This window comes from Polymorphospora rubra (genome assembly GCF_018324255.1).
GTDB classification, from domain to species: domain Bacteria; phylum Actinomycetota; class Actinomycetes; order Mycobacteriales; family Micromonosporaceae; genus Polymorphospora; species Polymorphospora rubra.
The window spans coordinates 704,501-731,222 of the sequence record NZ_AP023359.1; the positions used below are offsets into that span (position 1 = coordinate 704,501).

General features: G+C 71.5%; 23 protein-coding genes and 1 pseudogene. 10 read left to right on the forward strand and 14 right to left on the reverse strand.

Annotated features, from left to right (window positions below; all coding sequences use genetic code 11):
* Positions 1-106: 106 nt before the first annotated feature.
* Positions 107-1,054, forward strand: coding sequence for an AraC family transcriptional regulator (locus Prubr_RS03095; protein ID WP_212821435.1), 948 nt, complete (start codon positions 107-109; stop codon positions 1,052-1,054).
* On the opposite strand, the gene Prubr_RS03100 is transcribed toward Prubr_RS03095, so the two are convergent.
* From Prubr_RS03100 to Prubr_RS03120, 5 genes are all read right to left on the reverse strand, one after another.
* Positions 1,036-1,377, reverse strand: a complete 342-nt coding sequence (locus tag Prubr_RS03100) for a hypothetical protein (RefSeq protein ID WP_212821438.1) — start codon at positions 1,375-1,377, stop codon at positions 1,036-1,038. The two genes, Prubr_RS03095 and Prubr_RS03100, sit on opposite strands and share 19 nt — an antisense overlap.
* A 334-nt stretch (positions 1,378-1,711) precedes the next feature.
* Positions 1,712-4,447: a cellulose binding domain-containing protein gene (locus Prubr_RS03105; protein ID WP_212821447.1), complete on the reverse strand. Its 2,736-nt coding sequence runs from the start codon at positions 4,445-4,447 to the stop codon at positions 1,712-1,714.
* Positions 4,448-4,705: 258 nt separating this feature from the next.
* Positions 4,706-5,104 carry a hypothetical protein gene (locus Prubr_RS03110; protein WP_212821449.1) on the reverse strand — a complete coding sequence of 133 codons (399 nt, stop codon included), beginning with the start codon at positions 5,102-5,104 and terminating at the stop codon, positions 4,706-4,708.
* A gap of 102 nt (positions 5,105-5,206) precedes the next feature.
* Positions 5,207-7,258, reverse strand: a complete 2,052-nt coding sequence (locus Prubr_RS03115) for a hypothetical protein (RefSeq protein WP_212821451.1) — start codon at positions 7,256-7,258, stop codon at positions 5,207-5,209.
* Positions 7,259-7,449: 191 nt separating this feature from the next.
* Entirely contained in the window at positions 7,450-8,577 is a 1,128-nt protein-coding gene (locus tag Prubr_RS03120; RefSeq protein ID WP_246568259.1) for a S1 family peptidase, read from the reverse strand.
* 340 nt (positions 8,578-8,917) lie between these two features.
* Between Prubr_RS03120 and Prubr_RS03125 the strand changes: the two genes are divergently transcribed.
* Both Prubr_RS03125 and Prubr_RS03130 read left to right on the forward strand, forming a co-directional pair.
* Positions 8,918-9,595 (forward strand): BON domain-containing protein, encoded by a 678-nt coding sequence (locus tag Prubr_RS03125; RefSeq protein ID WP_425518031.1) that lies wholly within the window; start codon positions 8,918-8,920, stop codon positions 9,593-9,595.
* Positions 9,592-10,152, forward strand: coding sequence for a DsbA family protein (locus Prubr_RS03130; protein ID WP_246568261.1), 561 nt, complete (start codon positions 9,592-9,594; stop codon positions 10,150-10,152). The genes Prubr_RS03125 and Prubr_RS03130 overlap by 4 nt, the downstream gene beginning before the upstream one ends.
* Positions 10,153-10,201: 49 nt before the next feature.
* On the opposite strand, the gene Prubr_RS03135 is transcribed toward Prubr_RS03130, so the two are convergent.
* The 3 genes from Prubr_RS03135 to Prubr_RS03145 form a co-directional block, all read right to left on the reverse strand.
* Positions 10,202-12,877: a winged helix-turn-helix domain-containing protein gene (locus Prubr_RS03135; protein WP_212821454.1), complete on the reverse strand. Its 2,676-nt coding sequence runs from the start codon at positions 12,875-12,877 to the stop codon at positions 10,202-10,204.
* Between the two features lie 142 nt (positions 12,878-13,019).
* The gene (locus tag Prubr_RS03140) at positions 13,020-14,504 is read right to left on the reverse strand and encodes a cation:proton antiporter domain-containing protein (protein ID WP_212821455.1); all 1,485 of its coding nucleotides are present in this window, start codon (positions 14,502-14,504) and stop codon (positions 13,020-13,022) included.
* A gap of 15 nt (positions 14,505-14,519) precedes the next feature.
* Positions 14,520-14,744 carry a cation:proton antiporter regulatory subunit gene (locus tag Prubr_RS03145; protein WP_212821457.1) on the reverse strand — a complete coding sequence of 75 codons (225 nt, stop codon included), beginning with the start codon at positions 14,742-14,744 and terminating at the stop codon, positions 14,520-14,522.
* A 217-nt stretch (positions 14,745-14,961) separates the two neighbouring features.
* Between Prubr_RS03145 and Prubr_RS03150 the strand changes: the two genes are divergently transcribed.
* Together Prubr_RS03150 and Prubr_RS03155 are read left to right on the forward strand one after the other, a co-directional pair.
* A complete protein-coding gene (locus tag Prubr_RS03150) occupies positions 14,962-15,258 on the forward strand; it encodes a hypothetical protein (RefSeq protein ID WP_212821459.1) in 297 nt (98 codons plus the stop codon).
* Complete coding sequence (locus Prubr_RS03155; protein WP_212821460.1) at positions 15,255-15,857, forward strand: hypothetical protein; 603 nt, start codon at positions 15,255-15,257, stop codon at positions 15,855-15,857. The genes Prubr_RS03150 and Prubr_RS03155 overlap by 4 nt, the downstream gene beginning before the upstream one ends.
* A gap of 16 nt (positions 15,858-15,873) precedes the next feature.
* On the opposite strand, the gene Prubr_RS03160 is transcribed toward Prubr_RS03155, so the two are convergent.
* The 6 genes and pseudogenes from Prubr_RS03160 to Prubr_RS38110 form a co-directional block, all read right to left on the reverse strand.
* Entirely contained in the window at positions 15,874-16,860 is a 987-nt protein-coding gene (locus Prubr_RS03160; RefSeq protein ID WP_212821462.1) for a LacI family DNA-binding transcriptional regulator, read from the reverse strand.
* A 128-nt stretch (positions 16,861-16,988) separates the two neighbouring features.
* Complete coding sequence (argS, locus tag Prubr_RS03165; RefSeq protein ID WP_212821464.1) at positions 16,989-18,731, reverse strand: arginine--tRNA ligase; 1,743 nt, start codon at positions 18,729-18,731, stop codon at positions 16,989-16,991.
* Positions 18,732-19,008: 277 nt separating this feature from the next.
* Complete coding sequence (locus Prubr_RS03170; protein ID WP_212821466.1) at positions 19,009-19,623, reverse strand: pentapeptide repeat-containing protein; 615 nt, start codon at positions 19,621-19,623, stop codon at positions 19,009-19,011.
* Positions 19,624-19,698: 75 nt separating this feature from the next.
* A complete protein-coding gene (gene amcA / locus Prubr_RS37950) occupies positions 19,699-19,875 on the reverse strand; it encodes a multiple cyclophane-containing RiPP AmcA (RefSeq protein ID WP_343221588.1) in 177 nt (58 codons plus the stop codon).
* A complete protein-coding gene (locus Prubr_RS03175) occupies positions 19,872-20,282 on the reverse strand; it encodes a radical SAM protein (protein ID WP_212821468.1) in 411 nt (136 codons plus the stop codon). The genes amcA and Prubr_RS03175 overlap by 4 nt, the downstream gene beginning before the upstream one ends.
* 229 nt (positions 20,283-20,511) lie before the next feature.
* Positions 20,512-20,760 (reverse strand): annotated as a pseudogene (locus Prubr_RS38110) (radical SAM protein); the annotation flags it as partial.
* Positions 20,761-20,854: 94 nt separating this feature from the next.
* Between Prubr_RS38110 and Prubr_RS37595 the strand changes: the two are divergent.
* The 5 genes from Prubr_RS37595 (at position 20,855) to Prubr_RS03200 (ending at position 26,688) form a co-directional block, all read left to right on the forward strand.
* Entirely contained in the window at positions 20,855-21,142 is a 288-nt protein-coding gene (locus tag Prubr_RS37595) for a PP2C family protein-serine/threonine phosphatase (protein ID WP_281425876.1), read from the forward strand.
* Positions 21,143-21,349: 207 nt separating this feature from the next.
* Positions 21,350-22,948: a hypothetical protein gene (locus Prubr_RS03185; protein ID WP_212821470.1), complete on the forward strand. Its 1,599-nt coding sequence runs from the start codon at positions 21,350-21,352 to the stop codon at positions 22,946-22,948.
* A 116-nt stretch (positions 22,949-23,064) separates the two neighbouring features.
* Complete coding sequence (recQ, locus tag Prubr_RS03190; RefSeq protein ID WP_212821472.1) at positions 23,065-24,903, forward strand: DNA helicase RecQ; 1,839 nt, start codon at positions 23,065-23,067, stop codon at positions 24,901-24,903.
* Positions 24,900-26,024 (forward strand): sensor histidine kinase, encoded by a 1,125-nt coding sequence (locus Prubr_RS03195; RefSeq protein WP_212821474.1) that lies wholly within the window; start codon positions 24,900-24,902, stop codon positions 26,022-26,024. The genes recQ and Prubr_RS03195 overlap by 4 nt, the downstream gene beginning before the upstream one ends.
* Positions 26,017-26,688 (forward strand): response regulator, encoded by a 672-nt coding sequence (locus tag Prubr_RS03200; protein ID WP_212821476.1) that lies wholly within the window; start codon positions 26,017-26,019, stop codon positions 26,686-26,688. Before Prubr_RS03195 ends, Prubr_RS03200 begins: the two co-directional genes overlap by 8 nt.
* Positions 26,689-26,722 lie beyond the last annotated feature (34 nt).

Below are 26,722 nucleotides of genomic sequence, written 5' to 3' on the forward strand. Positions count from 1 at the left end.
AAGAATTGGATCACCCCACCCACTCGGCAATACTCAGCGTATGCGGGCAGCAACGGACATGCATACCGGCAGGTGGACCGGCCGGTCATCTTTCACCACAACCAAATTGGACCGGTTCCGAGAACTCTGCGACGAGTTCTACTACCCGGTCCGGGTCACCGCCCCCGCGGGCACGCCGTTCGCGGCCTCGGTCGACGTCATGCGCCTCGGCCCGATCACCGTGGGCGAGCTGCGGTACAGCGCCGAAACCACGATCATGGCCGGCGACCTCCTCGCGTACCACGTCAACATGCCGCTGTCCGGCCGGTTCGACAACGAGCACCGCGGCCGGCACTTCGTCGCCCATCCCCGGCGGGCCTGCGTCTACCGGCCGGAAGGGGCCACCCGCATCCGTTCCTGGGACAACAACGGCCGACTGCTCTCGATCAAGATCGAACGGCCCGCTCTGGAGGCGGCACTGTCGGCGCTGCTCGACCGGCCGGTCCGCGAGCCGCTGGACCTGGAAAACCACGTCGACCTGGCTGCCGGAGCCGGGCTGAGCTGGGCCCGCCTGGCGATCCTGATCCGCGACGAGTTCCACAACGGCGGCAGCGTGGTCGGCCATCCACTGATCGCCGGGCAGGTCGTGCAGAGCATGATCAATGGGCTGCTGCTCGCCACCGACCACCGGTACCGCGACGAGCTGGCCCAGCCGGCACCGCCCAGCCGGCCGCGTACCGTCAAGCGGGCGATGGAGGCGATCGACGCCAACCCCGCCCACGGCTTCACCTCCGGCGAACTGGCGGACATCGCCGGTGCCAGCGTCCGCAGCCTCCAGGAGGGGTTCCGCAGACACCTGGGCCAGTCACCGATGGCCTACCTGAAGAGTGCCCGGCTGGCGCAGGCCCACGAGGACCTGCGCCGGGCCGAACCCGGCGAGACCACGGTGGCGACCGTCGCGAACCGCTGGGGCTGGGGACATCTCGGCCGGTTCGCGGCGGCCTACCGGGCGAGATACGACGTACCCCCGTCGACGACGCTGCGGACCAGCGGCGGTCACTCCCCCGGTTCGTGACCGATCCGGGGAACCCACGACCCGGGCGGCTCCTGGGCGCCTGCCCCGAAGGACGGCGGGCCGCCGCAGTCGGGCCGGTGCGGGCACGCGGGGTCCAGGTGGCACGGCGCCGACCACCGCCCGGCCCGCACCCCGACCAGCACCCGGTTGGCCGCCGCCAGTCCCTCGTGGACCCGGTCGGCCAGCACCGACCCGCCGCTGCCCGCCGGCTCGCCGCGCGACAGCGCCGTCAGCTGGTCGTACCGGACGAGGAAGGTCAGCGCGTCACGCAGTGCGTCGACCGACCGCAGCAGGTCACGTTCCAGCTCCGCCTGCCCCTCCATGCCACCCCCGCCTATTCGCGGCACCGGCGCGAACGTCCGGCGGGACGGCAGGGCCGCGGCGTGGGCACGCCTCCCCGCTCGTCGGGCCGGCACGTTCGTTCCACTGCCCGGTGTGGCGGCGGACGGTCCACACGGGAACCGTCGGCAACCACACTGCAACGGAATGTAGGTCGACCATCGCGGAGAGTCGATCCGAGTTGCGCGGTGCCGATCCGAATCACGCGGAAGTCGGCCCGGCACGGGCACCCCGCCGACCATGCGGACATGGCGTTCCGACGGGCGGAGCGGCCGTACGCGGGCCGGGCGGGCCGGCCCGCGTACGGTGTCCGACCGGTCAGCCCCGGGCGCAGGTGACCGGCGACGGCACCCCGTTGGCGCCGGTCCAGCTGGCGGTGAAGCCGAACGTGGTCGACGCACCGACCGCCAGGTTGCCGTTCCAGGCGACGTTGCGGACCGTGACGGCGGAACCGGTCTGGGTGTGGCTGGCGCTCCAGAGCTGGGAGATGCTCTGCCCGTTCGGGAACGTCCAGCCGACCACCCAGCCGGTCAGCGGCGAGGTGCCGGTGTTGCGTACGGTCACCTCGCCCTGGAACCCGCCCGGCCAGGAGTTCGTCACCTGGTACGTCGCCGCGCAGGCACCGCCCGGCGGCGGCGTGGTCGGCGGCGGCGTCGTGGGTGGCGGCGTCGTGGGCGGAGGCGTGGTCGGCGGCGGCGTGGTGGGCGGAGGGGTCGTCGGCGGCGGCGTGGTCGGCGGGGGCGACGTGGGCCCGCCGAGCCGGTCGGCGACCAGGATGCCCCGGCCGTTGGTGCCCAGGTAGACCCGGCCGTAGACCCTCGGGTCACCGGTCAGGGCCTCGCCCGCGTTGCCGTACTGGTGCTTGTCGTCGTTGATCCGCACCCAGGCGGCACCGGTGTTGTCGGACCGGTAGACGCCGGTCACGCCGTCGACGGTGCCGACGGTGAACACCGCCGGGTACGTCTGTCCGGGCGCCGCCCTGCCGAACCCGACGTTCACCGCGTCCGCCACGTTGGACAGGCGGGTGAACGAGGCGCCTGAGTTGGTCGACCGGTACAGGCCGGTCTCACCGGCGAGCCAGATGTCGCCCTCCCGGCCGGCGACCGCCTTGAACTTGACGTTGCCGGTGCTCGGCAGCCCGCTGGCGGCGGTCGCGGTGAAGCTCGCCCCGCCGTTGGTGCTGACGTAGAACCTGCCTGCGTCGAAGCCGTAGAACTTGTTCGGGTTGACCCGGTCGGACTCCACGGTGGAGCCGGTGGGCAGGCCGGTCGACTGGGTCCAGGAGTTGCCGAAGCCGACCGAGTAGTGCACCCCGACGCCCTTGGGCGCCCACACGAAGCGGCTGCCGTCGGCCGCGGCGGCGACCGTGCCGCCCTCGTTGATGCCGCCCGGCTCGCTGCCCTGGAACCAGTTGGCACCGCCGTCGGTGGAGAACGCGACGTGGCTGTCGTTGGGGCGGTCGGCGTCGTTGAAGTTGCCGGCCCGCACCATCACGCCCGGGTTGGTCTCGGCGTAGTCGAGGCTGGTGCCGCTGGTGAAACCGGGCTGGGTGAACAGCATCGGCGGCACCGCGTCGAGGTTGGTGTGCCGGAAACCGCCGAGGTCGCCCAGGGCGCTGACCAGCGGCGCCGAGCCGGCCGGCGGGCTGATCAGGTCGAGTACGTTGGTCTCCTCCAGCCCCTTGACCATCGGCCGGATGGTGATCTGGCCGCCGGTGTCCCACTTCGTCAGGTCGGTGGAGCCGTAGATGGTGGCGCCGGTGCCGTACATGAAGCGGTTGGAGTCGTGCGGGTCGATCTCGACCGAGTCGTTCATCCAGCCGAGCTTCGGCGTCTCCTCCGGCGGCGACGGGTTGGCGCCCCAGCTCAGCCACGGCACCGACGAGATGTCCATGGTGTACCGCTTGCTGCGGTTCGGGTAGCTGGTGAAGTCCCAGGCCCGGGTCCACGTCGCGCCGCCGTCGGTGCTCCGGAAGATGATCGCGTCCGGCCACCAGGAGATCTGGGTGGCGACCATCAGCGTGTTCGGGTTCTGCCGGTCGATGGTCAGCCCGCTGTAGCCGTAGTAGAGGTCGGTGCTGCTCGACGGCACCGGGCTGATCTGCGTCCAGGTGCCGGTCGCGGTGGCGTACTTCCACACGTCGCCCTTGCCGCCCTCGTACGGACCGCCGTTGTCACTGGTGGCGATGTAGAGGTAGCCACCGACGGTGTCGAGCACGCCCTTGTGGGCCAGGAAGCCGGTCGGCTGCCCGGCAAGCCGCGACCAGGTGGTTCCGCCGTCGGTGCTGCGGTAGACGGTGTTCTCCTTGTCGGCCACCCCGACGTAGATGCTCTGGGTGGTGTTGCCGGCGGTGCCGGTGCGCTTGTCGAAGGTCACCCACACCACACCGGGGCGGTGGTCGAGGTAGCCGTTCGGGTCGTTCGGATCCTGGGCGTAGTTGCCCGGATTCGGGAAGCTCGCCACCTTGGCCCAGGTGGCGCCGTGGTCGGTGCTGCGCCACAGCCCGTTGCCGTTCGGGGCGCCCAGGTAGAGGATGCTGTTGCGGTTGGGGTCGATGGCGAGCCGCTCACCCATGCCCCGGCCGGGCATGTTGCCGCCGAGCTTGAACGGCAGTTCGGTGGCCTGCCAGGTGGCGCCCTTGTCGGTCGAGCGCAGGATCGCCCCGTTGTTCGGATCCCAACTGTTGGTGTACATGCCGGCCGCGACGTACACCCGGTTGGTCTGCACCGGGTCGGTGGCGAGGCTGACGATTCCGTTCCAGCCCCACCGGTCCCAGCCGATGTGGTCGAGCAGCGGGGTCCAGGACTGGCCGGCCTGGTCCCAGCGGTAGGCGCCGCCGATGTCGGTGCGGGCGTAGATCAGGTTTCGCTCGGTCGGGTTGAACACGATCCCGGGCACGTAGCCACCGCCGTCGATCCGGACGTTCTTCCAGGAGTACGGCTCCGAAGCGGCGGCCAGGGCCGGTGACGCGGTGCTGACGACGACGTGCGCCGTCACCGCCACCGTGCCGGCGGCCAGGACGGCCGCGAGCACACCGGCAAGACTTCTGCGCATGTAGGGCTACCTCTCGTGGGTGCGCTGAGCAGACGGTTCTCCCACCGGCACGTCGAGAGGTGTGTGGGCGCGAGTGCCCGGACCGGCACACGGTGCGCGGTGCGGGGATCGACGCGCCCTGCGGCGTGCAGGGGGCGAGAGAGGTGGAGGAGCTGCCCTTGGCTCCCGCACCGGTTGGTGGCTCCCGTACCGGCCTCGCCCAAACATTCACACACAGATATCGACGCTGTCAAACATCGATCGCGCTCTGGGCCGCTCTCAGGCGCCGATCTCCGCGGCGGGTTCGGTGGTCGGCGCGACCGGCCCGGTGGTAACTGACGGGCTGGTCGTCGGCAGCGACGGCAACGGCAACGGCGGGCCGGAGGTCGGCGGCAGCGGCGGCACGGTCGCCGCCGGGATGGTCACCAGGCTGCCGGTCGGTCCGGGAGTGCGGTAAGGGCCGCCGGGCCGGGACTGCCCCGGCTGATCGACGGCCACGGTCGGCGCCGGCGACAGGGTCGGCCGCGGGCTGGGTCCGGCGGTCGCCGACGGGGCGACGGCCGGTGGGGGCGGCACCGCGGCCGGTTTGCCGCGCAGCAGGGTGCCACCGAGCCACACGGCGGGACCGATACCGACCGCCACGATCCCGGCGAAGAACATCGCCAACTGCCTGTCCATCCGGACACCCCCGACGCCAATCCCATCACGTCAGGGTCCAACGCGCTGTTCCGCTCCGGCACCGTACGGCAACGGTCGGATGACGTTTTGGTGACCGGTGCGTCAACTGGTTTCGAGCAGCCGGAAGACCACCGCGCCGCCGACCTGCTCCCGGGTCACCGGCAGGCCGTCGATCGGCCGGTCGAGCATGTCCTGCCAACCGGTGCCGGGCAGGTAGTCGGGCAGTACGACGACCGTGCGCACGCCCAACTCCGCCAGGTAGTCGATGCTGGCGGCGTCCGGGAACGAGACGGTCATCGTCCGGGTCTGCGCCTGGGTCTGTGGCACATGGGCGGCCAGGCCGTTGGCGATGCGCGGGAAGCCGTCGGTCGAGAAGAGCATGTAGTGCAGTTCGGCGATGCCCTCCGGGGGCAGGATCAGCAGCGGCTCGGCGACGTCACGCAGGGCCAGCGGGGCGGACGGCACCGGCGGGTGCGGGGTGCGGTTGACCCCTTCCAGCAGCACGAGGGCGAGCGGCACCAGGGAGAGGGTGAGGGCCAACCGGTCGCGTCGACGACGCGCGGCCGGGGTCCGGGCGGCCGGGCGGCCCGGCGGGCCGGTCCGGGCCGGCGTATCCGCCGCACGCGGCGCGGGTACGGCCAGGACCGGCACGTCGGCGTCGGTCGACGGCACCGCCTGCCGCAGCCGGGGCACGGCGGCGACCACTCCGTCGCGACCGGACCCGGTGGCGGCCGGCAACGCATCGACCGGCCCGTCCCGGGCGACGACCGCCACGCCCGTGTCCTGCCCCCCGGCCAGGGGTGCCGGGGCGGGCACCGACGGTGCCCCGACGGGCGGCGGCCCGTCCTTCCCGTCCGCCTCGTCCTCCACATCGGACGGTGCGGTGGCGGCCATGCTCACCGCGCCGGCCGCCAGGATGGCGAGCAGCAGGGTGGTCCACAACACCAACCGGCCGGGGGTACGCATCGCGTCCCAGCCGGGCAGCACCTTCATCAGGGTGACGTAGCCCGGGTCACCGTCGCCGAGGAACCAGCTGCCGGTGGCCAGGATCCCGCTGACCAGCACCCCGAGCGCGAGCCCGATCCGGTGCCGCAACCGCCACGTGGAGAAGAACAGACCGGTGACGGCCAGGCCGATCAGGGTGACCCCGGGCAGCAGCGTCATCTCCCCGGCGAACGACAGCGTCTCCCGGGCCGCCGCGTGCCGGTCGCCCCAGAGCCACGACTCCCCCGGCGCGGTGAAGAAGCCGCGCACCGGCGGCGAGAACTGGTCGATGTGCGCGACCGTCCGCCGGCTGTCCGGGTGCAGTTCGACCACCTTGAGGTACGGCAACGCCATGAACACCGTGACGGCGGCGAAGACCGTGCCGCCGGCCAGGTCGGCGAGCAGCAGCCGGCGGCCGAAGACCGGGCGGCCACGGCGCCACCAGGCCCAGCCGTACCCGGCCGAGGCCACCAGTACGGCACCGGCCAGGAAATAGCCGAACGGCAGACCGATGCCGAAGCCGAGCGTCATCTGCCAGGCCGCCACCAGCCAGCCGGCCACCGCCCAGCCGGGACGGCGCAGGTCGGGCCGGTAGCCGTGCCGGAAGGACCAGCCGTGGCCGCGGGCGAGCATCGCCAGGGCGAGGGTGATCCCGCCGGTCGACAGCACGTGCATGTGTCCGGCCTGGGCGAGCTTCCACGGCGCGTACGCGAAGGCGGTGCCGGCCACCGCGGCACCGATCCAGTTCCCGCCGAGCTGGCGGACCAGGGCGTACGTGCCGAAGAACGCGAGTGCGTGCACCAGGACGTACAGGATGTTGTAACGGGCGATGGCCGCCACCGGCCCGTCGCCGATCATGCCGAGCGGTGCGTAGCCGAGCAGGGTGTCGGAGTAGGCGTAGGTGAACAGCTCGGGATAGAAGGTGTTGGAGTGCCACAGGCTGCCCGGGTCGGTGCTCAGGGCGTGCCCGCCCCAGGCGATCTGCCAGGCCTGGAGGGTGGGGTCACCGGTGTCCTGCGGGATGGTGCCGGTGATGTCACCCAGCGTCGGCCACGTGAACAGCGCGGCGAGCAGCAGGCTGCCGACGGCGGCGATGGTCCATTCGTGGCCGGCCACCCTCCGCAGCGCTGCGGCGAGGCGGGGCAGGACCGAATTGCTTTCCACGGTCATGGCGGCGTCCTTGCCGGGGCGGGGCGCGGGAGGCGTCCGGGTGGTGACAGATCCTCCACTATGGCCCCGGTCGCTGTCGACCCCGACCCGATCGACGCCGGTCGACGCCGCACCGGTGGGCGCCCCCGGACGTGCCGGTGCCGGCGACCCGGGGAGGACGGGTCGCCGGCACCGGCAGGCAGGAAACGGGGTTACCCGGTGACGAGGGTCAGGCCGTAGGCGCTGAGGATCGGGTTCACCGGCTGGTAGTAGGTGGTGCCGCCGAAGCTGCAGTTGCCGGAACCACCGGAGGTGACGCCCTGGGCCTCGGTGCCGGTCAGCCAGGAGCCGCCGGAGTCGCCGGGCTCGGCGCAGACGTCGGTCCGGGTGAGGCCGTAGACGGTGCCCTGGGGGTAGTTGACGGTCGAGTTCTTGACCTGCAGGGTGCCGCAGTGCCATCCGGTGGTGGAGCCGGAGCGGCAGATCGCGGAGCCCTCGGACGCCTCGGCGGAGCCGGTCACCGTGACCGTACCGCCGGCGTAGTTGTTGACCAGCGGGGGCGTGGTCCAGCTCGAGTTGGTGGCCACCCAGCCCATGTCCTCGCCGGGGAACGACGAGCCCTGGAAGGTGCCCTGGGCGACGTTGTTGTAGCCCTGGGTCGGGGTACCCACCGTGCCGCAGTGGCCGGCCGTCACGAAGCCGCCCACGACCGAGAAGCCGACAGAGCAGCGGCCACCCATGTAGTAGGCGTCGCCACCGACCACGTCGTACAGCGGGCGGGGGGACTCCTCCACCGTGACGACGTCGACGGTCGCGGCGTCGACACCGGCGGCCTTGATGAACTCGGCGGCGGCGGTGGTCGCGCCCGGGTCGGCGAGCAGGACCACGCTGTTGGACTTCGCGTCGACGTGCCAGCCGCTGATCGCGTCACCGGCGGCGCCCGACTTGGCGTCCAACTTGGACTTGGTCGAGTCGAGGTCGGCGGCGCTGCGCTCGACGACCTTGGCGGTGGCGCCGGCGGCGCGTACGGCGGCCGCCTCACGGTCGCCGGTCACGGCGACGACGAGGGCGGAGTTCTCCACCCAGGCACCGGCGAAACCGGCACCGAGCTGCTTGCGCAGTTGCTGTTCGGTCTTCGCGGCCACCGCCTCGTCGGCGACGCGCTGGCGGGCCTGCGACTCGGTGAGCCCCAGATCGCGTTCCATCGCGGCGAGCATTCCGGCCGGTACGTCGGCCGCGGGGGTCGGGGCCGCCGAGGCCGGCCCGCCGATGGCGAGCACGGTGGTCAGGCCCCCCGTCGCGACGGTGAGCGCGACGGCGGTGGACAGGGTACGGCGCATTCTCGTCTCCTTCGTGTGGGGGATCCCGGACGCTCCGCTACCAGCGGTTAATGGGGGAAATCGGCGGGAAGGCCCCGGGCACGAATCAACTGCCATACCGACGCGGCTGCACACCGGCAGCCAATAGGTAGCGGTCAACGTCCGGACGGATGATTGCCTCATCACCCGAAAGGACTGAACGCAGATTAACCATTGATCGAGATTGGTGGCTACCCAACGGTAGGGTCATACCACCGGTGTTATGGGACCGGTATCACCCGCCCCGGACGACGCCGCCTCACCCACCCTCGGCGCAGCATCGAGCCTGGTAGGGCAGGGTTGATCCGGAGGGAAGATGACCATGGCGACGGCGGGGATGACGCGCACCGACGAGGAACTGCAGCGCGACGTTCTGGACGAGCTGAAATGGGACGCCCGGGTGCAGCCCAACGAGATCGGGGTCATCGCCCGCAACGGCGTGGTGACCCTGAGCGGACAGGTCGACAACTACGCGCGGAAGTGGTCGGCGGAACGCACGGCCCACCGCGTACGCGGGGTACGGGCGGTCGCCAACGACATCGAGGTGCAACTGTCCGCCACGACCGAACGCACCGACTCGGACATCGCCGACGCGGCGACCCGGGCCCTCGAATGGGACGCGTTCGTGCCGGTCGAGCACATCGACGTGACCGTTTCCGCCGGCTGGGTCATGGTGCGGGGCGAGGTCGAGTGGGAGTACCAGCGCCGGGCCGCCGAGCGGACGGTACGCCGGCTCGCCGGCGTACGCGGCGTCACCAACGGCATGACCGTACGGCCCCGGGCCGGGACCTCCCCCGACGAACTGCGGCAACTGATCGGCGAGGCCCTCGTCCGCAGTGTCGAGACCGATGTCGACCGGCTGACCATCGCGGTACAGGGCGACCGGGTCGTGCTCAACGGAAGCGTGCGCTCCTGGCTCGAACGGGAGGAGGCCGAGCGGGTCGCCTGGTCGGCGCCGGGTGTCTCGTCGGTCGACAACCGGATCAAGGTCACCCTGTGACCGCGGCCGGGATCACGCCGCTGCAGGTGTCCGTCAGCCGGCTGCGCGCCCCGGTGACCGCCGAGGATCACGCCCAGGGACCGTTGGACGCGCCGACCACCATGGTCGTGTACGGCGACTTCCAGTGTCCGCACTGCGCGGCCGCGTACCCGAACCTGCGGGAACTGCGGCGACAGCGACCCACCGTACGGCTGGTGTTCCGGCACTTCCCGCTGATGAACGTGCACCCGTACGCCGAGATCGCCGCGGAGACCGCCGAGGCGGCCGGCGCACGCGGGCAGTTCTGGGCCATGCACGACTGGCTGTTCGCGCACCAGGACCAACTCGACCCGGTGCACCTGGCGCTGGGCACGCAACAGGTCGGGCTGCCGGTCGAGGAGGTCGCCGCCGAGGTCAACGACCATGTGCACCTCGACCGGATCCGCCGCGACTTCGTCAGCGGGGTACGCAGCGGGGTCAACGGCACGCCGAGCATCTTCGTCAACGGGGTACGGCACGAGCGGACGTACGCGTTGCCGGACCTGTTGGCCGCGGTCGACGGGGCCCCGCGCGGGTGACCGCGGCGCGCCGGTCCGATCCACAGTGGATCGGACCGGCGCGCACGCGTCAGAGCAGGCGCAGCTCCCGGGCCCGGCGGACCGCCTCCCGGCGCCTCGTCGCGTCGAGCTTGCGGTAGATGTTGCGCACGTGGGTCTTCACCGTATTGACCGAAAGTGACATCTCGGCCGCGATTTCCACATTGGACAGGATGCTCTGGAGGTAGCGCAGCACGGTCAGTTCCCGCTCGGTCAGCTCCTCACCGGGCGCCGGTCCCGGCGGAGCCGCGGCCGGCGCCGGCCCGGACAGCCGCTCACCGGTCGCCGCGATCAGCTCGTTGACCAGCGGCCAGTACGCCGTCCCGGAGTCGAGGTGCGCGGCGAGCAGATCACGCACCGGCGGGCCGTACCGGACGAAGACCCGCCGGAACCCCTCCGGCTCGGCCAGCGCGAGCACCAACTCCAGGACCCGGGTGGCCCGTCGCCGGTCGCCGAGCCGGCTCGCGGTCAGTGCCTCCAGCAGGCCGGCGTCGAGCCGTACCGCGATCCGGTCGCCCGGCCGGCCGTCCTCCCAGGCGGGTAGCAGCCGGGCGGCGGCCCGCGGATCGCCGGCCCGCAGATGGGTACGGGCCAGCGCCACCGCGACCGGCGCCGGCAACGCCGGTGGCCCGTCGGCCGGGACCGGCGCGGCCCGGTTCGGCGGCCGGGCGGCCCGGGCCCGGTCGATCAGCGGGCGCAGCACCGCCCGGGCGGTGTCCACGTCGCCGTGCGCGGTCCGCAGATCCGCCTCCACCACGGCGAACCAGAGCGCGACGAACCTGGCGGTGGGCCGCCCGGACAGGGCCGCCCGGCCGGCTCGCAACACCTGGTAGCTGCCGAGCAGGTCGCCGCGGTCGTGACACAACTCGGCCCGCACGAGGTCGACGAGGGCGGCGAGCTGCGGATCCCCGCCCGGTACCGCAGCCGCGATCTCGCCCTCGGCCTCGTCCGGCCGGCCCCGCTCGGCGGCTACGACGGCCAGCGCCAGGTGCGCGTACGCGCAGTCCGGCGGGCGGACCGGGTCCTGGCACCGGGGCAGGGCGAGCACCTGACGGGCGATCCGTTCGGCGGCGAGCAGCTCACCGCGGACCGCGCGGATCAGGGCCAGCCGGCTGCCGCAGGCCAGCACCGCCCGGTCCGGGCCGGCCGCCTCGGCGTCGGCGAGCCCGTCGACCAGCACGGCCTGCGCGCCGTCGAGGTCGCCCGCGGTCAGCCGGGCCGCCCCGAGCGCCGCCTGCGCCGCCGCCCGCTCCCGCCCGTCACCGTACGGTTCGACGAGGGCGAGCAGCCGGCTGGCGGCCGACCGCACCGCGCCGTCGTCACCACCGGTCTGCGCGGACGCCAGATGGACCGCCGCGGCCAGCACCCCGAACCGGTCCCGTCGCCCGCCGGTGAGCCGCCGCCCCGGCTCGTCGGCGATCCGCAGCCAGTTCTCCGCCGTCGCCGGGTCGTCACCGAGCCGGTCCAGGGCGTAGGCGAGGGCAAGCTCCGGCTCGGCCCGGACCGCGCTGTCCGACGGCGCCGGGACCGGGTCGGCGAGCGGCCCGGCCGGAACGTACGGGAGCAGCTCCGGCCAGTGCCCGGTCAGGATCCCGACCGCGCCGGCCCCGTCCCGGGCGGCGAGCGCGTGCCGCATCGCCTCGGCGGGCCGGGCCCGCTCGGCGTGCCACGCCGCCGCCCGCCGGTGCAGGTCGGCGGCCTCGCCGGGATCGCGCCGGCGCAACTCGGCGCGGAGCAGCTCGCCGAGCATCCGGTGGCACCGCCAGGCCGGCGGCCGTCCGCCGACGGCCCGGATCAGCCCGGTACGCCGTTCCAGCTCGGCGAGCAGCCGTTCGCCGTCCGGCCGGCCGGTCAGCGCCTCGACCAGTTCGCCGGTGATCCGGTCGGCGACGCAGCCGCGCCGCAGCACCTCCCGCAGGTCGGCGGGCAGCCCGGCCAGCACCTCGTCGGCCAGGTAGCCGGCGATGACCGGGTGGTCGCCGGTGAACCCGTCGACCAGGCCCGCCGGCTCCGGGTGCCCCTTCAACGCGTCCGCGGCCAGCCGCAGCCCGGCCGGCCATCCCTCGGTGCGGTCGTGCAGGTCGTCGACGAGTACGGCCGGCAGCGTGATCCCGTGCCCGGCGAGCAGTTCGGCGGCCTCCGCCGGTTCGAACGACAGGTCGGCGGCCCGGATCTCGGTGAGTTCGTCGGCGAGCCGGAACCGGTGCAGCGGCAGCGCCGGCTCCCGCCGGGTCCCGACGACCAGCCGCAGCCGCTGCCCCGCGTGCCGGAGCAGCAGGTCGACACCGGCCAGCGCGTCGGGGTCGGTGAGCAGATGGAAGTCGTCGACGACCAGGGTGACCGGTTCCGGCCGACGGGTCAGCGCGTCGGCCAGCCGGACCGGCTCGTCGGCCATGCCGGAACCGGCGGGCGGGTCGGCGACGTCGAGCGCGGAGCGGACGTACGCCCAGAAGCGGTCGGCGCGGTCGCCGGCGTCGACGGACAGCCAGCCCGGCGGACCGCCGTCCCGCTCCCGCGCCCAGGCGCCGAGCAGGGTTGTCTTGCCCCAGCCCGCCGGCCCGACCACCACCGTGACCGGGCCGGCGGCACCGGAGTCGAGCAGCCCGAGAAGCCCCGTACGCCGTACCGACACCGCCGGTGCCGGCGGCACGGCCAGCTTCGACGCCAGCAGGGGAACATCCCCGGTGACTACGCGGTCCTCGCGCATCCGTCCCACCCCCGCGGAGACGAATCGATGGCTGCCAACTGCGGGGAGCCGTACCGCGCTCCCGTGCGGTCGGCGGTTACCCACCTCGGCGCGGTTCACCCCTTGCGGACGACACAACTTCACCCCGGCCTGCGCCGGGCGCTCATTCCGTGGGCCGGCCGGCCCCCATCGGTTCACGGACCAGTGACTGGTCGATGAAGCAGTACTGCCAGTTCTCGCCCGGTGCCAGCGACCGCATCAGCGGATGCCCGGTCTCCTCGAAGTGCGCCTGCGCGTGGTTGTTGACCGAGTCGCTGCAACAGCCGACCGCACCGCAGGTCAGGCACATCCGCAACTGCACCCAGTCGTCGCCGGTCTCGGCGCACTGCGGGCACTCCTCGGCGTCGCTCTCGGTGATCTGGATCCGGTCGAGGTGGGTGCAGGCGGTGCTCGTCGTCTCCTCGCGGACGTACCGCCAGTTGGACCGGATCAGCCGGTCCGGCATCACCCGGGCCAGATAACGCGACTGCGAGGCGAGCAGCGGGCTGAGCACGGCGAGAACCAGTACGTAGAGGGCGACGAACGGACCGATCCGCTCGTCGAGGCCGGCGGCGAGCGCCATCGTGGCCAGGATCAGCGAGAACTCGCCGCGGCCCAGCACGGTCAGGCCGACGTTGGCCGCGCCGCGCTGGTTGAAGCCGAAGAGGCTGCCGGCGATCATGCCCGCGATCACGTTGACGACGATCGTCATCAGCACCGCGATCCCCACCGGCACCGCGACCGTACCGATCGCGCCGATGTCGATGCTCAGGCCGAAGGCGACGAAGAACACCGCGGCGAACACGTCGCGCAGCGGCAGGACCAGCCGCTCGACCCGCTCCCGGACCGACGTACGGGCGACCACCAGACCGATCATCAGCGCGCCGATCGCGTCGGAGACGCCGACCTCCGCGGACAGCCCGGCGACCAGGACCACCAGGCCGACCATGAGGATCGCCAGCAGCTCGTCCTCGTGACTGTCGATGATCTTGCCGACGGCGCGGGCGCCGAACCGGGCCAGGGCGAACAGCAGCACCAGGTAGCCGAAGCTGATGCCGATCCGCAGCGCGAGCTGCCCCGGCGAGCTGGCACCGGACAGGATCGGCGACAGCAGCGCCAGGTAGAAGGCGAGGAACAGGTCCTCGATCACGATGATGCCGAGGATGACCGGAGTCTCGGCGTTGGTCAGCCGGCGCAGCTCGATGAGCAGTTTGGTGGCGATCGCCGACGACGAGATGCCGAGCGCACCGGCGATCACGAACGCCTCGGAGGTGCCCCAGCCCAACGCGAACCCCAGGACCAGGCCGGCGCCGACGTTCAGGCCGATATAGGAGGCCGCCGCGATGAACAGCCGTTTCCCGCTGCCGAGCACCTGCTCGACCGGAAACTCGACACCGAGGTGAAACAGCAGCAGCACCAGACCCAGCGACGCCAGCAGCGACAGGTCCTCGGGGTGCGGAATCAGCACCGGGCCGGGCGTACCCGGACCGAGCAGCATCCCGGCCAGCATGAAGAACGGTACGGTCGGCAGGCCGAAGCGCCGGCCGGCGCGGGCCAGCAGCCCGGCCACCAGCACCAGGGCGCCGAAGCCGATCAGGTCAGCGTGCACGTATGGGCCTCAGCCTCAGTCGAAGAATGTGCCGGCGAGCACCGCCCCGACCTTGCGGGACTGCTCCTCGGTCAGCTCGATCACCGCGACCGGCTCGTCGGACTTCGCCGTGAAGACGTACAGGTCACGGACCCCGTCCCGGCGGACCACCAGGGAGATCCGGTCGCTGCTGCCCCCCAGGTCGAAGTCGTAACGCTTGCCGATGCCCGGCAATTCCTGAACCCGTACACCCTTGCCCATGACACCCACTCGCCTCACTCGCGGTCGTCATGGGCCGACCGAGCCGGCTGGGCCGCTCGCTCCATCACCTCATGACGACTCTCCCCGACGAACCGGACGGTCGCTCGTCGCCCGCAAAGCGTACGCGCACCAGGGCGGATTCCGGAGTCACCGATCCCCCGGAATCGATCTTTTACATGCCCGACATTGATCACACGTCCGGACGGATACTCGGTCCGTGTACGAAGCCATCTGTCACGGCGGACCGCTGGACGGGCAGCACGCCATCAGCCGGTATCCCGAGGGCTTCCTCCTCGTCGACCGGCCGGCCGGACGCTGCTGGATCTACGACTACCGGGAGGCGACCGGATTCGCGGTCCGCGCGCCGGACGGGATGCCGATGCTGACCACCGGGCCACGGAGCCGGCACCGGGCGGCCGAGGAGGGCCGGTACGACGTACTCGCCGCGCCGTGGGTCGAGACGGTCGCCCCGTTCGACGGCGGCGCCCGACGGGCCGGCGGTGCGGCGCGGTGACGACCGAGACCACCCGGCAACTGCGGTACGCCGCCCGGCAGTGGGAGGACGCGGCCGGCTACCCCTCGGCGGTGCTGTCCGGAATCGTCCCCGACGGCGCCCACCTGGCCCGTGGCGGCCCGCACGTGTCGATCGAGGACCTGCGCCGGCACGGCAGATATCCCGACCCCAGCACCCCGGACCCGCTCGGCCGCCCGACCACCGTGGTCAACCTGAGAGCCGGCGCCGCGATCGACATGTCGGTCAGCCGGGCCGACATGGTCAAGGCGCACGGCCGGGTCTACCGGGTCTGGCTCGACCCGACCGATCCACGCCGCCGGTACGTCAACGCGATCAACGTGTGGGACGGCGTACCCGGCAACCTGCCCGACCGGTTCGACTTCCAGACCGGCGAGCGCACCAAGACGGACCGCAGCCACGAGTGGCACTGCCACGCCGACTTCGTCCGTTCCCGCTGGGACGAGCAGGCCGTCGGCCGCGCCGCCGCCGATCTGGCCGCCCGCGCCTTCGTCTCGCTGATCGGCGGGGAGAGCCGGCAGGACTGGATCGACCGCGAGGGACCGGCCCTCGCCGGCGAGGAGGAGGCACCCCGTCCCTGAGCGGCGCGTTCGCCGGTCAGGCGGAGCGGCGTACGACCAGGTGCAGGAACTCGCCGTCGCGGGCCGGTGGCGGCTGGTCGTCGAGTTCGGCCAGCACCGAAGCGACCACGACCCCGGCCAGCGCGTCGATGTCGATGGCGACGGTGGTGACCCCGATCGCGGCCATCGGCACGTTGTCGACCCCGACCACGTCCAGGTCGACACCGGCCCGCAACCCCATCGTCTCCAGCCCCGCCATCAGCACCAGCGCGACGTCGTCGTTGTGGGCGCAGACGGCGGTGACCGGGTCGGGCCGGTCCCGCCAGGAGGCGACCGCCACCCGTACGTCGGCGCGGTCGAAGTCGACGACCTCGACGACCGGCTCGGGCAGCCCCGCCTCGGCGCACGCCGCGCGTACGCCACTGAGCCGGCTGGCGCCGAAGACCTGGAGGTGCGGATCGCCGGGCATGGCGAACCCGAGCCGGCGGTGACCCTTCGACAGCAGGTATTCGGCCTGCATCCGGCCGATGCGCGGGAAGGAGACGATCCCGTCGACGTCGACGAGCCGGGCCTCGGAGTATTCGACGGCGGCGCGTTGCTCGGCGGTGAGCCCGCCGGTCGCGACGACCAGTGCCGGCGACACCAGACCCCACAGGTCGGCCATCGACCGCAGCGCCTCGGCGTGGTGGTGCACCAGCAGGGCGTACCCGCGGGCGGCCAGGGCGGTGTTGAGGGCGTCGAGCGCCTTGTCGAACAGGAAGCCGATCCCGAAGCCGGGCACCAGGGCGAGGACGATGTTGGTGCGTCCCGACCGCAGCGCCCGCGCCGGCGCGTAGGGCATGTGTCCGAGCCGTTTCGCCGTCGACCGCACCAGCTCCCTGGTCGCCTGCGAGATGTTGCGGTGGGGTACGTCGTTGAGCACGTAGCTGACCGTGGCCCGGGACACCCCGGCGGCGCGGGCGACGTCGGCGCTGGTGACCCGGCGTCGCCGTCCGACCGACCGCCTTCCATCGACATCGGTCATCGTTTCGCCCGCTCGGGAAGAGCTCGCATGGCGGTGAATTATCGCATGCGGTAACGCTGTGCGACGGGCCGGGAACGGGCCCGGCCGGCGGGCGGGCGCGCGCGGCGGCGCGGGCGCCCACCCGCCGGTCACATGCGGTCCGGGGTGGTGATGCCGAGCAGGTACAGTCCCCGCCGCAGCACCCGCGCGGTGAGGTCGCACAGTGCGAGCCGGCTGTCGCGCACCGGCCCGTCGGCACGCAGGACCGGGCACCGCTCGTATAAGCCGCTGAACGTCGTCGCCACCGTGTGCAGGTAGCCGGCGAGCCGGTGAAACTCCAGCGTCCGCCCGACCGTGGTGACGACCGCCTCGAAACCGAGCAGTTCGATGGCCAGCGCCCGCTCGGCCGGATCACCGACCACGATCGGGGCACCGGTCGGTACGCCGGGCCCGGCCCGGCGGAAGATGGAGCGGATCCGGGCGTGGGCGTACTGGAGGTACGGCGCGGTGTTGCCGTCCAGCGACAGCATCCGCTGCCAGTCGAAGACGTAGTCCTTGATCCGGTCGGTGGACAGGTCGGCGTACTTCACCGCACCGATCCCGACCGCCCGCGCCACCTCGGCCACGGCGGCCTCGTCCAGGTCGGGATTCTTCGCCCGGGCCAGCTCGGCGGCCCGCCGTACCGCCTCGTCGAGCAGGTCGACGAGTTTCACGGTGCCGCCGGCCCGGCTGCGCAGCATCCGGCCGTCGGCGCCGAGCACCGAACCGAAGCCGACGTGTTCGGCGGTGACCGGCGGTTTCAGCCAGCCGGCCTCCCGCGCGACCGCGAACACCATCTCGAGGTGCTGTCGCTGCGGGGCGCCGACGACGTAGAGCAGCCGGGTCGCGCCCAGGTCCGCGGTCCGGTGCCGGACCGCGGCGAGGTCCGTGGTCCCGTACCCGTACCCGCCGTCGCGTTTGCGCACGATGACCGGCAACGGCTGGCCGTCCCGGCCGGTGAATCCGGCCGGGAAGACGCAGGCGGCGTCGCCGCTGTCGCGCAGCAGTCCGGCCCGGTCGAGTTCCTCGACGACCGGCGCGAGCCGGTCGTTGTAGCGGCTCTCGCCCTGGAAGTCGGCGGCGGTCAGGGTCACGTCGAGCCGGCCGTAGACCGACAGGAAGTACCGCTCCGACTCGGCGACCAGCAGCCGCCACAGCCGCAACGTCAACTCGTCGCCGCCCTGCAACGCCACCACCCGGCGCCGGGCCCGTTCCCTGAACGCGTCGTCGGCGTCGAACTTCACTCTTGCGGCGCGGTAGAACGAGTCCAGGTCACCGACCGACAGTTCGTGGGCCGCCGTCGACTCCCCCAGGTCGAGCAGGTGCTCGATCAGCATCCCGAACGGGGTGCCCCAGTCGCCGAGATGGTTCGCCCGGACGACGGTGTGCCCGAGCCACCCCGAGAGCCGTACGGCGGCGTCACCGATCACCGTCGACCGCAGGTGGCCGACGTGCATCTCCTTGGCGACGTTCGGCCCCGAATAGTCGACGACGACGGTCTGCGGGTCGGTGGCGGCGGCGACCCCGAGCCGGTCGTCGGCGGCCATGGTCGACAGCAGCGAGCCGAGTACGTCGTCGGCGACGGTCAGGTTGACGAAGCCCGGCCCGGACACCTCGGCGACGGCACACAGGTCGGCGAGCTCGGCGCGACGCAGCACCTCGGCGGCGACGTCCCGGGGCGCCCGGTGCAGCCGGCGGGCCAGGGACAGGGCCGCGTCGGACTGGAAGTCCGCGTGCTGCGACCGCCGTACGGCCGGGTCGACGGGCCCGTCGGGGCCGGCGTCGACGGCCGCGGCGGTCACCGCCGCGAACGCCGGAGCCAGCCGGTCGGCGAGCAACTTCTCAAGGTTCATCGGTACGCCAATCTCGGCCCGGCAGCGGTGCGGCTGCTACGGGTCGGTCGAAAGGCGGACCGGTCGGCGGTGAGGTGGCATCCGGCGGATCGGTCCGCCGGACACGGAAGGGGTCAGTGCAGGCGGTCTGGCAGGGCTCGCAGCCGAGCCACCCGTCGCTCGCGGAGAGCCGACGGGACGCACAGACCGGTGCAGGACATGGCCGCAGACTACCCGCCCGGAGACTCCGACACCCCCGGATATCCCGCCCCATGCGGGTCTGTCGGTACGGCGGCTGTCAGGGGGACTCGTTGTCGATCCGGATGGCCAGTGTGCGGACGATCAGTTCGGTGAGTGCGGGAAGTTGCGCGGCACTGAGTCGTACGCCTCGCAGATCGGTGACGACGTCCAGACCGGAGAGGTCGTTGCCGCGCAGGTCCGCCCCGCGCAGGTCACAACCGTCGAATGTGGTGCCCGCCATCCGGCAGTTGTCGAACACGCTCGGGGCGAGCTTTCCACCGGCAAATGTCGTCTCGGTCAGGGAACAGCCCAGGAATGCCACCGGCCCGGAGGTCTTAATCTTGGTGAAGGTGGCGTAGTCAAGGCGGCAGTTCTCAAAGATCACGTTCCTGAGTGCGAGGTTCTCCCAATGCACACCCATTACGGAACAGCCTCGGAAGGCGCATCGGTCAAGGGTCACCGTATCGAAGTGACTCCGGTCCAGATCGGCGTCGACGAACCAGGTTCGACCGACCGTTACGCCATCCAGTTCGGCGCGGGTCCAGACGTCGCCGGAGACGGTTCGCTCGGACATGGCCGCGCCAGCGCGCGGCAGACGCTCCACAGGGTCGAGATCGTCCGACTCGTCCCCAGGAAGCAGGACGCCAAGGTCGCGAATGGTGCGGGTTTCCATGGTGGTCCACCTTAGGTCGCGAGGGCGCCGGCCCCGCCAGGAGGCGGGACCGGCCGGCACAGCTACGGGGGTTGACTACTTACCCCGCTTGGTCCAGTTGTCCCAGGTAGGTCGATTGTCGAATCCCTTACCTCGGTTGTCCCAACTGGGCCGGTTGTCGAACTTGGCACCAAGGTTTACGTATGAACCGTCGCCGACTCCGAGGGGCCCAAGGTCGGCGTCGGCCCGCGTAAGCAGTTCCAGAATGCTCATCGAAATCCAATCTGAGGAGTGACCTGATCGAGGGCTGCTCGAACAAGCGCTTGGCGACTGTTGCGACAGTAGGCCGTCTCGGCGACCATGAAGGTTCCATGTTCAAAGAATCGGTTTCCCGCCTGCGCACCCTGACAAAAATCCCAGAATTCGCAGGTTGCCGCGCACGAGCGCAACGCATCGGCAAATTCAACGACATACCCGTTCCCCACCGCCTCGCGAATCATCTGGGGCAGGAGCGTCGAAGTGACGTTGCCAACGACGAAGTCGGCGTACTTCGGCGCGGTGATCCCAAGGAGTTCCGGAGAAAGAAGGACGGTGTCTCCATCGGTCGACACCGTCGGGATCGGATCGTACAGCGCCCCGCGGGCGGGGCAGACCTCGTCGCGCACGGTCGAGGTAGCCACGAAAGCGGTCCAGGTCTCGCACCTTCACCCGTGAACCCTCGGCCTGCAACTGCCAGAGTCGCGACCAGAACGCCCGAGCCCGATCGGCGGTGACCTGCTCCCGGTGCGCATTGAGCCCCTCCTGCTCCTCGATGTTGAAGCCGACCGACTCGCAACCAAGATCCGTAAAGAAGGCGATCAGCTCATCAGGGTGGTCGACGGTCTCGACGGTTACCACGCAGATGGCCGTGAAGGGTATGCCTGCATCTCGCAGTCGACCGATTCCTCTCGCAGTCAGGTCGAAGGTCTGCCGTCCCGCTCTGTCGACGCGCAGCAGGTTACGCGTCTTCGGTCCGTCGATAGAAACACCGACGCGAAACCCGTACTCGTGGAAGAGGTCGATCCACCCTTGCTTGATCAAGGTGGCATTCGTCTGGACGCTGTGGACGACACTGCCGGCCACTCGCAGCACTTCAAACGCCTCCAGCAGCCTCCGCATATGCTGGATCGGCGTGGTTAGTGACTCGCCCTCGTGCCACACGACCCGGAGCAGATTGATCCAGATTAGCGAGGACCACACCTACCAACACCTCTTGGCCGACGCCGATGCAGTGCCGAACCTTCCCGGAAAGCTCGCCCGCTTTCTCGATGGACGAACGGATGGCCGATCCGCGGATCTAACGCCTGTCCAACTCCATCCCGGTGATCGAATCCTGCTGTGCTCAGACGGCCTGTCCTCGTACGTCCCGCAGGAGTCGGTGCGTAATGCCTTGGATACTGGCATCACGCCAGAGGAAGTGGCCGAACATCTCGTGACCCTGGCCCTCGATCATGGTGGCCGAGACAACGTCACCGTAATCGTGATTGACGTTCACCAGTGACGTGGCATGGTGTTGGGTAACGACGCCAAGCGTCGAGGCCACACGAATCGGCCACCCGACCGCGCCGATCCCGACCGCCTGCGCCGCCTCCGCGACAGCGGTCCGTCCAGATCGGGGTTCTTTCTCCCGGGCCACAACAGGACGGCCGCGGACCGGCCGCGAAGAAATGCCTCCGAGACTGTCGGTAGCGACTGCTATACACCTCGCATGCGATCGACCCCCCTCTTGCGGTGGCTGGCGCGGGTGGCCCTGGCAACCGCCACCTGCGTCGCCGGCGCCGCCCTGGCCACACCGGCCGCCGCCCAGACATCCGGCTCCCTAGGCCTCTCCTCCCTGAGCTTCGCGTCGAAGCGGGTTGACGTCCGCGAGCAGAGTGTCGCCGTCACCCTCACCTGGACGGTCCGCAACACGAATCCCGACGCCATGTACCTGTCGGGTTCGGTCCGGTTGCGGATGGCGGGCAGCGGGCCCGGCGCGTACGTCGGAACGGCGCGTGAACTCCACTTTTGGCTCTACAGCAGCTGGGAAGGCGTCCGCTTCGTGTCCGGGGACGCCCAGGAGTCGACCTACGAGTACGACTTCGCCGTCCCGCGCTACGGCAAGACCACGTCGACGACGTGGCTGGTCGCCGGCTTCCACGCCGTGGACGACACGGGCGCCACGCTGAACCTGGAGGGCGCGCAACTGGCGGGGCACCGTCCGTGGCTGAAGGCGCGGACCGCGGTCGACTCGACCCCTCCGGCCATCAACTCGATCGAGTTCGACGGAGATGCCCCTTACCGCTTCGTCGGAAACCACGCCAGCGTGCTTCCATACCGCGCCACCTTGCACGACGCACAGACAGGATTCTGGAAGGGCACCCTCCGGTTGGCCGGCCCGAACGGGCAGATCCTCACCGCAGCCTTCGAGACGAACCTGTCCAGTTGGGGCTCGGACTGCCGTCCCCAGAGCATCGGCGACCACACCATGACCTGCCGGTTCCAGCTCGACGTGCCGGCGGGCACGGCCTCTGGTGTCTGGCAGGTCTCCGAGGTGACACTGTTCGACAACGTCGGCAACCAGACGACCGTCGTCCCACCGACCACGGCGCCGGTAACGCTCACCTCGAACGAGGTGGTGAGCGTGAGCGACTTCTCCGCCAACCCGAATCCGGTCGACAACTGGACCCAACACTCGGCCACACGTATCCGCCTGGCCGTGGAAGGGGCTCAGAACGGTGTCAGCACCGTACGGGTCGACTTCGAGATGGCCTGGTGCCAACTGGACGGCAGCGAGCCGACCGTTGATCCGGATGGCGCGATCTCGATCGGCGTCACCGTCTTCCGACACGCAGAGGAATGTGTGGTGGACAGTGTGCTGGTGGTGGACGGCGCCGGCAACGTCGCCACCTACGGCAGGCCCTACGGAGGCCCCGCTCCGGGGCTGGTCATCACCCGGGTGGTGAACACCGTGCCGCCGACGGCGAGTGCAGTGGTCCTCACTCCGACGACCGTCCCCCGCAGTCAGGCGGCCAGCACCACACCGACCCTCACCATGCAGGTGACCACCCCGGTCGCCCCGCTCAGGGGGTACTGGCTCCACCTTTACGACAGCGCCGGCAACGTGGTTGACGGCTCGGGAGGCAGCGCCTATCCGGCACCGGACGGAACGCTCAACCTCCAGGGCTATCTGCCCTACGGCATCGCCGCCGGCACCTACTCGTACGGCTTCACCCTGATCGACGAAAGCGGATTGCAGTCGTCGTACGGGGTCAACGGCCAGCCCCTGCCGGACGGCCCGCTGGAAATCACCATCACCGACGACTGAGCCGAACGGGAGGGTGCCGCAATGAGGCGGCGCCCTCCCGCCCGGTCGGCCGACACCGACGGTTCGACCCGCACGCCGGGCCGGGCGGGACGGTCGGCGGCTCGTAGACTGCGCGGATGGCTTCCCCCGTCGAGGTACGCGGCAAGGACCCGTTGGAGATCCTCCGGCGGGTGTTCGGCTACGACGAGTTCCGGGGCAGCCAGCGGGAGATCATCGACCAGGTCGTCGGGGGCGGTGACGCCCTGGTCCTGATGCCGACCGGTGGCGGCAAGTCACTGTGCTACCAGATCCCGGCGCTGGTCCGTGACGGTGTCGCGGTCGTCATCTCACCGCTGATCGCGCTGATGCAGGACCAGGTCGACGCGTTGCACGCGGTCGGCGTACGCGCCGGCTTCCTCAACTCGACGCTGGATCTCGACATCCGGCGGATGGTCGAGGCGGAGTTCCGGGCCGGTGAGATCGACCTGTTGTACCTGGCGCCGGAGGCGCTCGGCTCCCCCGGCACGGTCCGGCTGCTCGAGAGCGGGAAGATCGCGCTGTTCGCGATCGACGAGGCGCACTGCGTGGCGCAGTGGGGGCACGACTTCCGGCCCGACTATCTGGCGCTGTCGATGCTGCACGAGCGGTGGCCGGACGTACCCCGGATCGCGCTGACCGCGACCGCGACGACGGCGACGCACGAGGAGATCGCGACCCGGCTCGACCTGAAGGACGCCCGGCACTTCGTCGCCAGTTTCGACCGGCCGAACATCCAGTACCGGATCGTGTCGAAGCGGGAGCCACGCCGGCAACTGCTCGACCTGCTGCGCACCGAGCACGCCGGGGACGCCGGGATCGTGTACTGCCTGTCGCGGGCGTCGGTGGAGAAGACGGCCGAGTTCCTGGTGCAGAACGGGATCGCCGCGTTGCCGTACCACGCGGGGTTGGACGCCGGTGTCCGCGCCGGGAACCAGAAACGGTTCCTGCGCGAGGACGGCCTGATCATGGTGGCGACGATCGCGTTCGGGATGGGGATCGACAAGCCCGACGTACGGTTCGTCGCCCACCTGGACCTGCCGAAGTCGGTCGAGGGCTACTACCAGGAGACGGGGCGGGCCGGCCGGGACGGGCTGCCGTCGACGGCGTGGCTGGCGTACGGGCTCCAAGACGTGGTGCAGCAGCGGAAGCTGATCGAGGGTTCGGAGGGCGACCAGGCGCACCGCCGCAATCTCGCCGGTCACCTCGACGCGATGCTGGCGCTGTGCGAGACGGTCGAGTGCCGGCGCGGGCAACTGCTCGCCTACTTCGGCCAGGCGCAGGTGGAGAAGTGCGGCAACTGTGACACCTGCCTGGAACCACCGGAGTCGTGGGACGGCACGATCGCCGCGCAGAAACTGCTGTCGACGGTGCTGCGGCTGAAGCGGGAACGGAACCAGAAGTTCGGTGCCGGCCAGTCGATCGACATCCTGCTCGGCCGGCAGAACGAGAAGGTCGTCCAGCACGGCCACGACTCGCTGACCGTCTTCGGGATCGGCACCGAGTTGAGCGAGGCGCAGTGGCGGGGCGTGGTCCGGCAACTGCTGGCGCAGGGGCTGCTCGCCGTCGAGGGCGACTACGGCACGCTGGTGCTGACCGACGCGAGCGCCGAGGTGCTGGGCCGGCAACGGACGGTGATGATGCGCCGCGAACCGGAGCGGCCGGCGGCCGGCCGCACCCCGAAGCAGAAGGCAGACCGGAGCCCGGCGCAGGACCTGGACCCGGAGGCGACGAAGCTGTTCGAGCGGCTGCGGGCCTGGCGGGCCGCGACCGCGAAGGAGCAGGGCGTGCCGGCGTACGTCGTCTTCCACGACGCGACGCTGCGCCAGATCGCGGCCGACGCCCCGACGTCGCTGGCCGAACTCGGCCGGGTCAGCGGTGTCGGCGAGAACAAGCTGGCCAAGTACGGCCAGTCGATCCTGGAACTGCTCACGGGGTGACCGCGGACCCGCGCCGCGGCGGGCTGCGTCCGCTCGGTGACGTCGCGCTCGCGCTGGCCGTCGTCGTCGTGCTGTGGCTGCCGGCGCTGGCCTCCGCCGACGGGGCACGGCGGTGGGTCGGGGTGGGCCTGGCGGTCGTGGTCGTCGCCGGTACGGCGGTCCGGTGGCGGCTGCCGCTCGCGAGTGCGCCGGTGGTTGCCGTTGCGACACTGCTGGCCGCGGTCCTGGGCGTGACGGGTGATCCGTTCGTCGCCGCCGCGTGGGCGTTGTACCCGGCCGCCGTACGGTGGGGGTCGCGGTCGCCGTGGTTCCCGGTGGCGCTGTTCGTGGCGGTCGTGGCCGGTACGACGATGGTCGGCGCGCCCGCCACCGCCGCCGCGCTGGAGACGGTGCGGTACGTGACGGTGGGCGTCGCACTGCTGGCCGGGTCGTGGATCGTGGGCAGCATGGTCGGGCGTCAGGCGTGGGCGGCGGCGGAGACGGCGCGGGCGCGGGCCGAGCGGCGGGCGGCGGAGCAGCGGTTGCGGGTCGCCCGCGAGGTGCACGACGTCGTCGCGCACACGCTGGGCACGATCGGCATCGAGGCCGGGGTGGCCCGGCATGTCGCCGCGACGGGCCCGGAGGAGATGCGCCGGACGTTGACGTCCATCGAGTCGTCGGCCCGGCACGCCCTCGAACAGGTGCAGGGCCTGCTGCGTACCCTGCGTGACGAGGAGGACGCCGACCGGACACCGGCCCCGGGCCTGGCCGACCTGCCCGGCCTCGCCGAACGGGCGACACGCGCGGGATCGCCGACCACGGTCACGGTCACCGGCACCCCCGTACTCGGTGCCGCCAGGGAGTTGACGGTCTACCGGATCGTGCAGGAGGCGGTGACCAACGGTGTCCGGCACGCGCCGGGCGCGACCTGCCGGGTCGAGGTGCACGGCGGTCCCGCGGCAACCATCGTCACGGTCCGTGACACCGGGCCGGGCCGACCGGCCGGCCGCCCCGAGGGGAACGGCCTCGCCGGCATCCGGGAACGCGCGTCGCTGGCCGGCGGCAGCGCCGAGTTCGGCAACCACCCCGACGGCGGGTTCCAGGTGCGGGTGACCATTCCGACCGTGGGCCGTGATGACTGACGACGGGCCGGTGCGGGTCCTGGTCGCCGAGGACGTACCGCGGATCCGCGCCGCGCTGTGCACACTGGTCCGCAGCGACCCCGGCCTGCGACTGGTCGCCGACGCGGCGACCGGTTCCGACGCCGTACGGCTGGCCCGCGACCTGCGCCCCGACGTGGTGCTGATGGACATCCAGATGCCCGGCACCGACGGGCTGGCGGCGGCCCGCGCCATCCTCGACGGGACCGCCGCCACCCGGGTGCTGGTGCTGACGACGTTCGACACCGACGAGTACGTGTACGAGGCGCTGCGGATCGGGGCGTCCGGGTTCCTGCTGAAGAACGCGCCGCCGGAGGAGATCCTGCGCGGCATCCGGGTCGTGCACGCCGGCCACTCCATGCTGGCACCGGAGGTGACCGGCCGGCTGATCCGGGTGTTCGCCACCCGCCCGGCCCCGGTCACGCCCCGCCGGCTGATGCCGCCCGGTGTCGTGCTCTCCGCGCGGGAGATCGAGGTCGCCGGCCTGGTGGCACAGGGGCTGTCGAACGCCGAGATCGCCCGTGAGCTGTTCCTGAGTCCGGAGACCGTGAAGACGTACGTCAGCCGGATGCTGGCGAAGCTCGGCGTGCGGGACCGTACCCAGCTCGCCGTGCTGGCGGTGGAGGCGGGTCTGCTCCGTCCGTAGGTGTCAACTTTCGGGGGACACGGGCCACGGCCGC